Raw genomic sequence first — 13,669 nt, forward strand, 5'->3', positions numbered from 1 at the left:
CACCGATGAGCGCGAACGGACGAATGGCATGATGGACGGCGTGCGATATCGCATGGATGGTCGGCGGATGAAGCCGATTCTGGTCGTCCTCCATCAGGAAAACTCGACGCCCGGCCGTGTCGGGCAGGTATTGAACGCCCACAATGTCCGGCTCGACATTCGCCGTCCTGTGCTTGGCGAGCCACTGCCGAAATCCCTTGATGGGCATTCCGGTGCGATCGTCTTCGGCGGGCCGCCAAGCGTCAACGACAATCTCGACTACATCAACCGCGAGACGGACTGGCTTTCCATACCCCTAGACGAGAAAAAGCCGTTTCTCGGCATCTGTCTCGGGGCGCAGATGCTGGCGAGGCATCTGGGCGCGCGGGTCGAACAGCACAGGCAAGGGCTCGCCGAGATCGGCTACTATCCTTTGCGGGCGACAGAGGCAGGCCGTCAATTTCTGCCCGACTGGCCGGACATGATTTATCAATGGCATACGGACGGCTTCGACCTGCCGAGAGGGGCCGACCTTCTGGCCGAGGGCGATTGGTATCCGAATCAGGCGTTTCGTTATGGCGAGAAGGCCTTTGCCATTCAGTTCCACGCAGAATTGACCCTTGCGATGGTCTATCGCTGGACTACGAAAGGCCACGAACGTCTCACATTGCCCGGTGCTCAGCATCGCAAGGATCATTTTCACGGCCGCGCGCTCTACGACGAGCCGGTGAAGCGCTGGCTCGACGCCTTTCTGACGAAGATCTTCGGTGAGAAGGTCGCCGTGGAGTAGATTTCAAATGGCCGGCAATTTCATCACGACCGTCGGATTTGATGCCGACGACACGCTTTGGCACAGCGAAAAGCATTTCCAGCTCACCGAGGAGCGCTTTCGCGGTCTTCTGGATGCGCATGCGGATGGCGCTTTCGTTTCGAACCGGCTTCTCGAAATCGAAAAGAGAAACCTTGGGCGCTACGGTTTCGGGGTGAAGGGCTTCGTCCTTTCCATGATTGAGACCGCCCTTGAGATGACGGAAGGGCGGATCGAAACCCAGGCGATCAGCGAAATCCTCGCCATGGGCCACGACATGCTGACCCATCCGGTCGAACTCCTGACGAATGTTAGCGAGACGTTAGAGGGTCTTGCCGGTGACTATCGCCTCGTCCTGATCACGAAGGGCGATCTTTTCGATCAGGAGCGCAAGCTAGCGGCTTCAGGGCTCGGTGATCTTTTTCAGGCCGTAGAAATCGTCAGCGAAAAGACGGCCGACGTTTATCGACGCATTTTCACTGCTCATGGAGACGGTTCCGAGCGGTCCGTGATGGTCGGCAATTCGCTCAAGTCCGATATTCTGCCGGCCCTCGATGCCGGGGCCTGTGCCGTCCACGTCCCGCATGATCTGACATGGGCACACGAGCTGGCCGATTCGCCCGCCGGTGTTATGGAAGACCGGTTCAGGAGCATCGAGACGCTTGCCGAACTCCCAGACCTGTTGAGTCGGTTTGGATGCCGACGATAACCCGGCCTCAGTCCCGCGCGGCGAGGTGTTTTGCCCTGCGCAGATCCGGGAACATATAGGCCCAGAGGCCCGCGACACCCACCGTGGCAAAGCCGCCAAGAACGACAGCCGGCACCGCGCCGATGAAGGCGGCCATCGTGCCAGCCCGGAACTCTCCGAGTTCGTTCGACGCGCCGATGAAGACCATGTTCACCGCGTTCACCCGGCCGCGCACCTCGTCCGGCGTCCAAAGCTGCATCAGGGTTTCGCGCACATAGACCGAGATCATGTCGGATGCGCCCATCAAGGCGAGCGCGACGATGGAGAGCCACGGGACGGTCGAGAGGCCGAAGACGATGGTGAATGCACCGAAGGCGGCGACGAAGGCGAACATGATCGCCCCCGCATTGTCCTTGATCGGATGGGCCGTGAGCCAGAGGGCGACGAGAATGGCGCCGACGCCGGGCGCTGCCCGCAAAAGACCAAGACCCCAAGGCCCGACCTCCAGAACGTCCCGCGCATAGACCGGCATTAGCGCGACGGCTCCACCGAGAAGAACGGCGAAGAGATCGAGCGAGATCGCGCCGAGAACGACCTTTTCATGCCAGATGAAGCGGAAGCCTGCGATAATCGTCTCAAGGCTCGGTGCTTCTGTGGGGAGGCGCTGGGCAGGCGTCTTGATCGACAGGACCAGAACGCTGGAGAGAAAAAACAGGGTCACGCCCGTGCCATAGGCGATGAGGGGCGAGAGCCCGTAGAGGAGACCGCCGACGACGGGGCCGGTGATCGAGGCGATCTGCCATGACGAGGAATTCCAGGCGATCGCGTTGGCGAGCTCGTCGCGGGTCACGAGATTGACGACGAGCGCCTGTGAGGCGGGTCCAAAAAACGCCCGCGCGATCCCGAGCACGATGAGGATCAGGAAGATGGGGGCAGGCGAGACGAGCCCTTCCCAGGTGAAGATCATCAGAACGATGACGCTCACGCCTTCGAGAACAGCCATCGCGCCCATGATCCAGCGCCGCGAATAGCGATCCGCGACGGCACCCGTGACGAGAACGAGAGCCAGCGCCGGCATGAACTGGCAGAGCCCGATGAGCCCGAGATCCCAGGGATCGCGCGTCAGATCGTAGACCTGCCAGCCGACCGAGACCACGACGACCTGAACCGCGAAGGCGGACAGGAAACGGGCAAGCCAGTATCTGAGGAACCGATCGTTCCGGAATGCGGCGAACCGGTCGTCATCGGGCGTTTTCGCGGAGCCGGCACCGGGCTTTGCGCCGAGGTCGTCAGGAATGTCGTCGGTCAAGGGGCGGGCCTCGGGGTGAGTGTTCCTCCCCAAGTCTCGTTCGGCCCGAGAGGCAGTCGTAACACGCGCTTATCCCAGCGGCGGCGTGGCTGCAATCGATGATATGATCGGGTTCGTTCACGGATTGGTCGCGAAGCGCAAGCTGCTCTGAGCCGGTGAGCCCCGCGTCCTTTCGCGCAAACCGCAAAACTGCGGAAGACTTGAGCCGGGACCGCGATGGATTACCTTGCCTGAAAGGCAAATTGCGAATGCGATCGGCATTCCGAAAGGGCAGGCGGGACGAAATGGCAATGACCATGCTTCAATCAGGCGAGGCAATGCGGGATTGACCTCGTCTTCGAACAGGAACCGGATCGACATCGCCCTCGTGGGTGGTGGACTGGCAAACGGGCTCATCGCCTGGCGCCTCGCCGAATTGCGCCCCGATCTCAATGTCGTGATCATTGAAGCCGGCGACGAGGTGGGCGGCAACCACACCTGGTCCTTCCACGAGCACGATCTGACGAGTGCCGAACATCGCTGGATGAAACCTTTTATCGGCCATCGCTGGCAGACCAACGAAGTGCAGTTCCCCGATCGTCGCAGGTCTTTGTCGACCGGATATATGAGCGCCCCGTCCGACCGGTTTCGCGATTGCCTCATGGAAAGGCTCGGCGATCGGATTATGACCGGACGTCGCGCCGCAGAAGTTGGGGCCGAACGGGTGGTCCTCGAGGGCGGAGAGACGATCGAGGCCGGTGCGGTGATCGATGGCCGCGGCCATCGCGCGAGCGAGCACCTGCGCCTCGGCTTCCAGAAGTTTCTCGGCCAGGAGATCGAGTTCGCGAAGCCGCACGGCGTTCCGCGGCCCGTCATCATGGATGCGACCGTTCCCCAGGCGGACGGCTACCGGTTTGTCTATCTCTTGCCCATGTCGGCGACGCGGCTTCTCGTCGAGGACACCTACTATGCCGATGGCGGAGCGCTCGACCGGGACGTGATCCGCCGGAACATCGATCGCTACCGGCTTGAAAAGGGCTGGCCCGAGGGGAGGGTGGTCCGAGAGGAAGATGGTGTCCTGCCGATTGCGCTTGCCGGCGATATCGAAGCCTTCTGGCGCGAGAAACAGGGCGTTCCTTCGAGCGGTCTCAACGCCGCGCTCTTCCATCCGACCACCGGCTATTCGCTGCCCGACGCGGTCCATCTCGCCGATATCATCGCCGGGCTGCCGGACCACTCCGCCGAAACGCTCTATGCTGCGACATGCCGTCACTCGGTCGACACGTGGAAGGAGCGGGGCTTCTTCCGTATGCTGAACCGACTCCTCTATCTCGCCGGTGATCCGTTGAAGCGTTACGTTATCCTGCAGCATTTCTATCGTCTGCCCGAGCCGGTGGTCTCGCGCTTCTATGCCGCCAAGCTGCGGCGGGCAGACAAGGTGCGCATCCTCACCGGTAAGCCTCCCGTCAGCGTCATCAGCGCGCTGAAAGTGCTGTCGCCGAGTTCGGTGGAAGGGGCACCCGCATGAACCAGATGCCGCGTGAGCTGTCCTCAGACACGAAGACCGCCGTCGTAATCGGTGCCGGCTTCGGCGGGCTTGCCCTCGCCATCCGCCTCCAGGCAGCCGGAATCCAGACGACCCTCCTTGAAAAGCGCGACAAGCCCGGCGGCCGGGCCTATGTCTACGAGGATCAGGGCTTCACCTTCGATGCCGGCCCGACGGTCATCACCGATCCCTCCGCGCTCGAAGAGCTTTTCAACGTGGCAGGGGCCAAGCTCTCCGACTATGTCGAGCTGCTGCCGGTCAAACCGTTTTATCGCCTTGCCTGGGAAGACGGGTTTGTCTTCGACTATGCCGACGACCAGGACGATCTCGACCGCCAGATCGGCGCGAAGAACCCGAAGGATGTGGAGGGCTACCGCCGCTTCCTTGCCTATTCGAAGGACGTCTTTCACGAAGGCTACGAGAAACTCGGCACCGTCCCGTTCCTCAACTTCAAAGATATGATGCGCGCCGCGCCGCAGCTCGTGCGGCTCGAAGCCTATCGCTCGGTCTATGCCAAGGTCTCCCAGTTCATCGAGGACGACCAGCTGCGGCAGGCTTTTTCCTTCCATTCGCTGCTGGTCGGCGGCAATCCGTTCGCGACCTCTTCGATTTATGCGCTAATCCATGCGCTTGAGCGCAAATGGGGCGTGTTCTTTCCGCGCGGCGGAACCGGCGCGCTGGTGCGCGGCATGGTCAAGCTCTTCACCGATATCGGCGGCAGGATCGAACTGAATGCGGAGGTCGAGGACATTGCGATCGAGAACGGCAGGGCGACATCCGTCACGACGGCGGCGGGCAATCGCTATCCCGCTGATCTCGTCGCCTCCAACGCCGATGTCGTCCACACCTATGCCAAACTCATGGGCCGGAGCGAGCGGGGCGAAAAGCACGGAGCCGCGCTCAAGAAGAAGCGCTTTTCCATGTCGCTCTTCGTCATCTATTTCGGCCTCAAGACCCATCGCCCGGATATCGCCCATCATACGGTCTGCTTCGGGCCGCGCTATCGCCCGCTGATCGACGAGATTTTCAAGGGCAAAGAACTCGCGGGAGACTTCTCGCTCTACCTGCATAACCCGTGCGTGACCGACCCATCGCTTGCGCCGGATGGAATGGGTTCGTTTTACGTGCTCTCGCCCGTGCCCCATCTCGGCAATGCCGATATCGACTGGGCGGTCGAAGGGCCGAAATATCGCGACAAGATCCTCGATTACCTCGAAGAACGCTACATTCCGGGCCTGAAGGACGATCTCGTCACGAGCCGCATCTTCACCCCGGCCGACTTCAAGAGCGAACTCAACGCCCATCTCGGTTCGGCCTTCTCGCTCGATCCTGTTCTGACCCAGAGCGCATGGTTCCGCCCGCATAACCGCGACGACCGCATCCCGAACATGTATATCGTCGGCGCGGGCACCCATCCGGGTGCGGGCGTGCCCGGCGTCGTCGGTTCGGCCAAGGCAACGGCCGGCCTGATGATCGAGGACGCGGGTCTCGCGAGCGTGCCGGCGTGAGCTTTGCCGATCGCTTCGACGGGCCGATCGCCGGAAGCCTCCCCTTCGAGAAGCGTGAGCGTGCGGCACTGGCCGCAGAAGCCGAGGCGACGATCGCGAAGGGCTCCAAGAGCTTTGCGGCCGCTGCCCGCCTTTTTGACCGGGAAACCCGCGCCAGTGCCCTTATGCTCTACGCCTGGTGTCGGTATTGCGACGACGTCGTGGACGATCAGATCCTCGGATTTCGCCGGCCGGGCCATGTCAGCGAGGCCGATGAGCACGCTCGCCTGAAGGAGATCGAGGACAAGACGCTCGCAGCCGTGCGAGGGCGCAGCACGGGAGAGGCGCCGTTCGATGCGATCGGCGACGTCGCGCTCCGGCACGATCTTCCCGAGAGCCTTCTGATGGCCCATCTCGAAGGCTTTCGAATGGATGTCGAGGGCCGGGTTTACGAGACGATCGATGACACGCTCGATTATTGCTATCGCGTCGCCGGTGTCGTCGGCGTCATGATGGCGAGGGTCATGGGTGTGCGCCCCGATAGCGGCTCGCGCTTCGATGTGACACTGACGCTCGATCGCGCCTCAGACCTCGGCATGGCCTTCCAGCTCACCAATATCGCGCGGGACATCGTCGACGATGGGGAGGCGGGCCGCGTCTACGTGCCGAGGACATGGCTCGATGAGGCCGGCGTTCCGGCGCATGCGATCCATTTGCCACGAAACCGCGATGCTGCCACGGGCCTTGCGCTTCGCCTTCTCGATCTCGCCGAACCCTATTACGCCTCGGCCTCCGATGGACTGGCTGCCCTGCCGGCGCGCGCGGCCTGGGCGGTCGCGACCGCGCTTGGCGTCTATCGTGAAATCGGAACGGTTATCCGAACGCGCCGAAACAAGGCGTGGGACGATCGCGCTTCGACGGGGGTGGGAACGAAGGTCCTGCATGCCGTGAAGGGTGCGGGGCGGACGTTTGGCTCGCGGACCGTTCGCCGAAACGGTGTCCGTCCGGCCGATCTCTGGACCCGGCCGCGCCATGCTGAGCTCGGCGACGGCGTGATCGGCGCATAGCGCGCCCGGAATCGCCTCTTCCTGATCCAAAGCATGCGCAGCGCCATATCGCGCTGCACAAATATGTCGCATGCCTAATTTTTAGGATTGTGCAGTGCAAGCTTTTTCTTACACTAGGTCATATCCGGGGGATATTCGGGGTGGACGATCCGGACAAACCCGTCGATCCAAGCGGGAGGTCGATCGGCGATAATCATTAACGCGAACGAGGTTTCGCCATGATCGCCATGACCCTGCTTCTTTGCCTGAAATCCGAACCGACCGATTGCCATCGTGAAAATGTGTCTTTCCATGGCACGCTCATGCAGTGCGCCATGTTCGGGCAGATGGCTGCCATCGAGCACATGAAAGGCCGACCGAAATGGGCACTCCAGCGCTATCGCTGCGCCCCTTCCGAGGTCGCGGAAGCCTGATCCGATCCCGAAGGACCGTCCTTCGAACGCCGGTCAGACGGCGGTGATGGACCACAGAGCCGAGAAGACGAGCCCGAAGAAGACGATCCAGCCGAATGCGCTGTTGGACTTGAACAGCCGCAGGCATTCGGACGGGTTGTCGATATCGAGGCTCATGATCTGCCAGCCCATCTGTGCGGCGCCGATCGCAAGGCCGAGATAGGCGGGCCACCCGACCGCGTTCCCGGTGAAGGCGAAGGCGAGGAAAAACAGGACGATCGTGCCGCCATAAAGGAGGATGATCGCCTGCTTGGTCTTTTCGCCGAACAGCTGCGCCGTGGAGCGAACGCCGACAAGGGCGTCGTCCTCCTTGTCCTGATGGGCGTAGATGGTGTCGTAGCCGATCACCCAGAGGATCGAGCCGAGGTAGAGCAGCACCGGGGCGAGCGAGAGACTGCCCCAATAGCAGGCCCATCCCATCAGCGCGCCCCATGAGAAGGCGAGGCCGAGGCCGAGCTGTGGCCAGTCGGTGAAGCGCTTCAGGAACGGATAGATCGCAACGGCGCCGAGCGAGGCGATGCCGAGAAAGATCGCGAACGGGTTGAACTGGAGCAGCACCAGAAATCCGGTCAGCGCCTGCGCCACCATGAAGAGCTTGGCATCGCGCCGGCTGACGCGCTTGGACGGCAGGGGGCGCGAGCGCGTTCGCGCGACGGATGAATCGATGTCCTGGTCGACGAGGTCGTTATAGGTGCAGCCCGCGCCGCGCATGGCGATGGCGCCGACCAGAAACAGGCACAGGTGCCAGAGGCTTGGAAGGCCCATATGGACGGCCGTCGTTGGCGCTGCGAGCGGCGCAAGGGCAGCCGACCACCAGCATGGCCACATCAGAAGCTGCCAGCCGATCGGCCGGTCCCAGCGCGCAAGCTGCGCATAGGGCCACAGGGCCTGTGGAAGGTAGCGATAGACCCAGTTTTCGGATGGGGCGTCTGCGACGCGGTCTTTATCGGCCAAGGTGCTGGGATCGGGATTCGCCATGTGCCGGAAAAAGCGTGTTCGCGGCGCGCCAGTCAAGCTTTTTCGTCCGCATTCTACGGAAAATATCCTGCCGCATGGGCTTGCATCGGGCATTGAACGGAAATCCGTTCGATGGCCTTACAACATCGAAATTCAAAGACAGGTCCGCGCCGCCTGAAGCTTCGATCGGCCAGGCCGGGCGAACCAGCATGACGCCCTGATGACTTGACCGGCTATCGCTGCACTTCGTATCGCGTTTGCCACGGGTGACTGAACCCGAAGCCTCTACCAGACGGAGCATTCAATGGCGATCGACGTACTCCTCATCGGATCGGGTGGACGAGAGCATGCGCTCGCCTGGAAACTCGCCCAGTCGGACGAGCTCGGTACGCTCTACGTTGCTCCGGGCAATCCCGGCATCGCGGAATGCGCAAGCCTCGTCGATCTCGATGCCGGCGATCACGACGCGGTCGTTGCCTTCTGCAAGGACAAGGCGATCGGCCTCGTGGTGATCGGGCCGGAAGCGCCGCTGGTCGCAGGCCTTGCCGACAGGCTGGAGGCCGAATCCGTGCCCGTCTTCGGCCCGTCCGCCGCAGCGGCGCGACTGGAAGGGTCCAAGGGCTTCACCAAGGATCTCTGCTCGCTGCATGACATTCCGACCGGACGCTACACGCGGTTCAACAACGCGCCCGACGCCCGTGCGGCGATCGAAGACCGCGCCTGTCCCATCGTCATCAAGGCCGATGGTCTTGCGGCCGGCAAGGGCGTCACCATCGCCGAGACCAAAGTAGAAGCCCTGGCCGCGATCGACGCCTGTTTCGAGGGCGAATTCGGTGGCGCGGGCGCGGAACTCGTGATCGAGGAGTTTCTCGAAGGCGAGGAGGCAAGCCTTTTCTGCGTCTGCGACGGCAGCCGCGCGCTCCTGTTCGGAACTGCGCAGGATCATAAACGCGTCTTCGATGGCGATCGTGGACCGAATACTGGCGGCATGGGCGCCTATTCGCCCGCGATCGGCATGAGCGACACGCTCGTTGCCCGCGCTATGCGCGAGATCGTCGAGCCGACAATGCGCGGCATGGCGGAGGCCGGTGCCCCCTTCAAGGGCGTGCTTTATGCCGGCCTGATGCTGACGGAGACGGGGCCGAAGCTGATCGAATACAATGTCCGCTTCGGCGATCCCGAATGCCAGGTACTGATGATGCGCCTGAAGAGCGACCTCCTTCCGGTCCTACTCGCCGCGGCAAAGGGCGATCTTTCGGGCATCTCACCGGAATGGTCCGACGATCGGGCGGTGACGATCGTCATGGCCTCGAACGGCTATCCCGGTGCCTATGAGAAGGGAACGGAGATCGCGAAGCTGCCGCTTACGGCGGAGGACGCTTTCATTTTCCACGCGGGAACCTCGCGCGACGGCGATAGGCTGACGGCGACGGGTGGGCGCGTTCTCAACGTCACGGCCAAGGGCGCGAGCGTCCATGAGGCAGCACGCAAGGCTTATGACGTGCTCGCGGGCGTCGAGTGGTCGAACGGCTTCTGGCGCTCCGATATCGGACACCGCGCCATCATGCGTGAAGAGGGATAAGCCTCCCTCTTCGCTTTTTCCTGTCTTCGGTCTTGCGGGTTCAGGCCGCGTAGACGACCAGCAGGTCCTTGGCGTCAATCTGTGATCCCGCCGAGACATGGACCTCCTCGATCGTGCCGTCCCGTTCCGCGTGAAGCGCCGTTTCCATCTTCATCGCCTCGATGGAGAGGAGGACGTCGCCCTTCTTGACTTCCTGGCCCTTGGCGACGGCAAGCGTCGAGATGACGCCGGGCATCGGCGCGCCCACATGATTCTGGTTCGCCGCGTCCGCCTTGGGCCGCGCGGCACCGCCCGAGGCGCCATGGGCGCGGTCCGGAACCTTCACGCGGCGCGGCTGGCCGTTGAGCTCGAAGAACACCGTGCGGTCACCCTTCTCGTCGGTCTCGCCGAAGCCGAGGCAGCGGATGACGAGCGTCTTGCCCTTCTCCAGATCGACGAGAATCTCCTCGTCCTGCTCGATGCCATAGAAATAGGATGGCGTCGGCAACATGGAGACCGGGCCGTAATTCTCGATGGTCTTGGCGAATTCGAAGAAGACCTTCGGATACATGAGGTAGGACGCAAAGTCCTGATCGGAGACCTTGTGGCCGAGCTTCTCCTCGATCGTCTTGCGCTCGGCATCGAGATCGGCGTCCTTGAGGAGTGAGCCGGGCCGCGCTGTGGAGGCCTTTTCATCCTTCAGCACGAGTTTCTGGATGTCTTCCGGCCAGCCTTGCGGCGGCTGCCCGAGATCGCCGCGCATCATCGAGACGACCGAATCGGGGAAGGAGATGTCCTTGCCGGACATGATGTCCGACACGCTCAGGTCCTGGCTCACCATCATCAGCGCCATGTCGCCGACGACCTTGGAGGAGGGCGTCACCTTCACGATGTCGCCGAACATCTTGTTGACGTCCGCATAGGACTGGGCGACCTGATGCCAGCGGGTCTCGAGGCCCAGCGAGCGTGCCTGTTCCTTGAGGTTCGTGAACTGGCCGCCCGGCATTTCGTGGAGATAGACCTCCGAGGCCGGCCCCTTCAGATCGCTCTCGAAGGCGGCATACTGGTTGCGAACCGCTTCCCAGTAGAAGGAAATCCGGCGGATCGCCTCGGCATCGAGGCCCGGATCGCGGTCCGAATGCTTCAATGCCTCGACGATCGAGCCAAGGCAGGGCTGGGAGGTGTTGCCGGACAGGGCATCCATCGCCGCATCCACAACATCGACGCCGGCTTCGATCGCTGCCAGAACGGTCGCGGCAGCAATGCCGGATGTATCGTGGGTGTGATAGTGGATCGGCAGCCCGACCTCTTCCTTCAGCGCCTTGAAGAGAACCCGCGCCGCGCCGGGTTTCAGAAGGCCGGCCATGTCCTTGACGCCGAGGATGTGAGCGCCGGCGTCCCGCACTTCCTTGGCGTTCTGGATGTAATATTTGAGATCGTATTTCGAGCGCTCGGGATCGAAGATGTCGCCGGTGTAGCAGACGACGCCCTCGCAGATCTTGCCCGACTCGATGACCGCGTCCATGGAAACGCGCATGTTCTCGACCCAGTTCAGGCAGTCGAACACGCGGAACACGTCGACCCCGCCCTTGGCGGCTTCGGCAACGAAGTGCTTCACGACATTGTCGGGATAGTTCGTGTAGCCGACCCCGTTAGAGCCGCGCAGCAGCATCTGAAGAAGAATGTTCGGCGCCTTTTCGCGGATCTTCGCGAGCCGTTCCCACGGGTCTTCGGTCAAGAAGCGCATGGAGACGTCGAAGGTCGCCCCGCCCCAGCATTCCAGCGAGAAGAGGTTCGGCATGCCGCGCGCATAGGACTCGGCGATCTTCTCGATGTCATGGGTGCGCATGCGCGTGGCAAGCAGGGACTGGTGGCCGTCGCGCATGGTCGTGTCGGTGAGAAGCACCTGTTTCTGCTCGCTTAGCCAGCCGGCGAAGCCCTGGGCGCCGAGTTTCTCGAAGGTCTGGCGCGTTCCGTCGACGATCGGGGCATCGAAGCGCGGGACCACGGGGCTCGCGTGATCGGCCGAAGGCTTCGGCCGGCCCTTGGTTTCTGGATGTCCGTTAACGGTGACGTCGGCCAGATAGGTCAGGAGCTTGGTCGCGCGGTCGCGGCGCTTGGTCTGTTCGAACAGCTCCTTCGTCTGGTCGATGAACTTGGTCGTGTAGGAATTGTCCCGGAAATGCGGGTGCGCGATGATCGCTTCGAGGAAGGTGAGGTTCGTCGCAACGCCCCGGATACGGAACTCGCGCAGCGCCCGGTCCATGCGCTGGATCGCCTCTTCCGCCGTCGGTGCCCAGGCCGTCACCTTTTCCAGAAGCGGATCGTAGAAGCGCGTGATGACCGCGCCCGAATAGGCCGTGCCGCCGTCGAGACGGATGCCGAAGCCGGTCGCGCCGCGATAGGCGGTGATACGGCCGTAGTCGGGAATGAACTCGTGCTCGGGGTCTTCCGTCGTGATGCGGCACTGCAGGGCGTGGCCGTTGAGCTTGATGTCCTCCTGCTTCGGCACGCCCGAGTCAGGCTCGCCGATCTTCTTGCCGCCCAGAATGTGAATCTGCGCCTTGACGATGTCGATGCCCGTCACCTCCTCGGTGACCGTATGCTCCACCTGAATGCGCGGATTGACCTCGATGAAATAGAATTCCTGGGTGTCGGCATCCATCAGGAATTCGATCGTGCCGGCGCCGACATAGTTCGTGGCATCGGCCAGCTGACGCGCGTAGCCGGCGATCTCGCGCCGCTTCTCGTGGTTGAGATAGGGCGCCGGTGCGCGCTCTACGACCTTCTGGTTGCGGCGCTGGATCGAGCAGTCGCGCTCGAAGAGGTCGACGACGTTGCCATGGGTGTCGCCGAGGATCTGAACCTCGACGTGACGCGCCTTCTCGACCAGCTTTTCGAGATAGACCTCGTCCTTGCCGAAGGCGGCCTTCGCCTCGCGCTTGCCTTCGGTCACGCCGCGCTCGAGTTCGTCCACCGAACGGATGACGCGCATGCCGCGCCCGCCGCCGCCCCAGGAGGCCTTCAGCATCAGGGGGTAGCCGACCGCTTCGGCCATCTCGCGCACCTTGCCCATATCCGCCGGCAGCGGCTCCGTCGCAGGCACGACCGGCACGCCGACTTCGATCGCCAGATTGCGCGCGGCGACCTTGTTGCCGAGCTTGCGCATGGTGTCGCCGGACGGGCCGATGAAGATGAAGCCGTTTTCGGCGCAGGCATCGGCGAATTCAGGACTTTCGGAGAGCAGTCCGTATCCGGGATGGATCGCATCCACCTCGGCGTGCTTCGCGACGCGGATCACCTCGTCGATGGACAGATAGCTCTCGACGGGGCCGAGATCGCGCTCGAGATGAGGGCCGCGTCCGATCTGGTAACTTTCGTCCGCCTTGAAGCGGTGCAGCGCGAGCTTGTCTTCCTCGGCCCAGATCGCCACCGTCTTGATGCCCAGCTCGTTGGCGGCGCGGAAGACGCGGATGGCGATTTCGGAACGGTTGGCGACGAGGATCTTGCGAATGGGCACGCGGGCAACTCCCTGAGAAGACTGGCGGTCTGATGCGATCGTCCGAGGTCCGCCGGTTCGGTCGCATTACATTGCGGCGGTGGGCATTGTTTCGCAAGCGCGAACGTCTCCTTACAAGGGAGGGAAGGTGGGAAATCACATCCTATCGGGGAGGAATTTTACCTGATTGTCGCAGCCGGCCTTTCACCGTGCGTTCGCAACTTGTGCCCTCGCTGCAACGGCTCACGGTAAAGCCGCTGGGGGCAAGCGTTTTTGGCGCCTGTGTGAATTGCGCCCCAAGCGCAATCGTTCCAGTTTGCAATCCAAGCAGCGACCG

10 protein-coding genes are annotated in these 13,669 nt (G+C 62.7%); 7 read left to right on the forward strand and 3 right to left on the reverse strand.

The genetic code is table 11. The features are described from left to right. The first annotated feature begins 31 nt into the window (after positions 1-31). The gene (locus tag ABDX79_RS12275; protein WP_463671170.1) at positions 32-769 is read left to right on the forward strand and encodes a glutamine amidotransferase; all 738 of its coding nucleotides are present in this window, start codon (positions 32-34) and stop codon (positions 767-769) included. A 7-nt stretch (positions 770-776) separates the two neighbouring features. Next, positions 777-1,496, forward strand: a complete 720-nt coding sequence (locus tag ABDX79_RS12280) for an HAD family hydrolase (protein WP_346220585.1) — start codon at positions 777-779, stop codon at positions 1,494-1,496. 7 nt (positions 1,497-1,503) lie between these two features. Here the strand turns inward: ABDX79_RS12280 and ABDX79_RS12285 are convergent, their stop codons facing one another. Continuing rightward, the gene (locus ABDX79_RS12285) at positions 1,504-2,784 is read right to left on the reverse strand and encodes an MFS transporter (RefSeq protein WP_346220586.1); all 1,281 of its coding nucleotides are present in this window, start codon (positions 2,782-2,784) and stop codon (positions 1,504-1,506) included. 325 nt (positions 2,785-3,109) lie between these two features. Here ABDX79_RS12285 and crtY point away from each other — a divergent pair, with 325 nt between their 5' ends. From crtY to ABDX79_RS12305, 4 genes are all read left to right on the forward strand, one after another. Then, on the forward strand, positions 3,110-4,291 hold the full coding sequence (gene crtY, locus ABDX79_RS12290) for a lycopene beta-cyclase CrtY (protein ID WP_346220587.1): 1,182 nt from the start codon (positions 3,110-3,112) through the stop codon (positions 4,289-4,291). Next, complete coding sequence (locus ABDX79_RS12295) at positions 4,288-5,817, forward strand: phytoene desaturase (protein ID WP_346220588.1); 1,530 nt, start codon at positions 4,288-4,290, stop codon at positions 5,815-5,817. Before crtY ends, ABDX79_RS12295 begins: the two co-directional genes overlap by 4 nt. Next, positions 5,814-6,863 carry a phytoene/squalene synthase family protein gene (locus tag ABDX79_RS12300; protein ID WP_346220589.1) on the forward strand — a complete coding sequence of 350 codons (1,050 nt, stop codon included), beginning with the start codon at positions 5,814-5,816 and terminating at the stop codon, positions 6,861-6,863. Before ABDX79_RS12295 ends, ABDX79_RS12300 begins: the two co-directional genes overlap by 4 nt. A gap of 218 nt (positions 6,864-7,081) precedes the next feature. Then, positions 7,082-7,276 carry a hypothetical protein gene (locus ABDX79_RS12305; protein ID WP_346220590.1) on the forward strand — a complete coding sequence of 65 codons (195 nt, stop codon included), beginning with the start codon at positions 7,082-7,084 and terminating at the stop codon, positions 7,274-7,276. Between the two features lie 33 nt (positions 7,277-7,309). Here ABDX79_RS12305 and ubiA read toward each other — a convergent pair whose 3' ends face one another. Further along, a complete protein-coding gene (gene ubiA, locus ABDX79_RS12310) occupies positions 7,310-8,293 on the reverse strand; it encodes a 4-hydroxybenzoate octaprenyltransferase (protein ID WP_346220591.1) in 984 nt (327 codons plus the stop codon). Positions 8,294-8,582: 289 nt separating this feature from the next. On the opposite strand from ubiA, the gene purD reads away from it, so the two are divergent. Next, a complete protein-coding gene (gene purD / locus ABDX79_RS12315) occupies positions 8,583-9,854 on the forward strand; it encodes a phosphoribosylamine--glycine ligase (RefSeq protein ID WP_346220759.1) in 1,272 nt (423 codons plus the stop codon). A gap of 40 nt (positions 9,855-9,894) precedes the next feature. Here purD and pyc read toward each other — a convergent pair whose 3' ends face one another. After that, positions 9,895-13,353, reverse strand: coding sequence for a pyruvate carboxylase (gene pyc, locus ABDX79_RS12320; protein ID WP_346220592.1), 3,459 nt, complete (start codon positions 13,351-13,353; stop codon positions 9,895-9,897). Positions 13,354-13,669: the final 316 nt, after the last annotated feature.

Origin of the sequence: Fulvimarina fulva (genome assembly GCF_039652615.1) — a bacterium.
Classification (GTDB): Bacteria; Pseudomonadota; Alphaproteobacteria; order Rhizobiales; family Rhizobiaceae; genus Fulvimarina.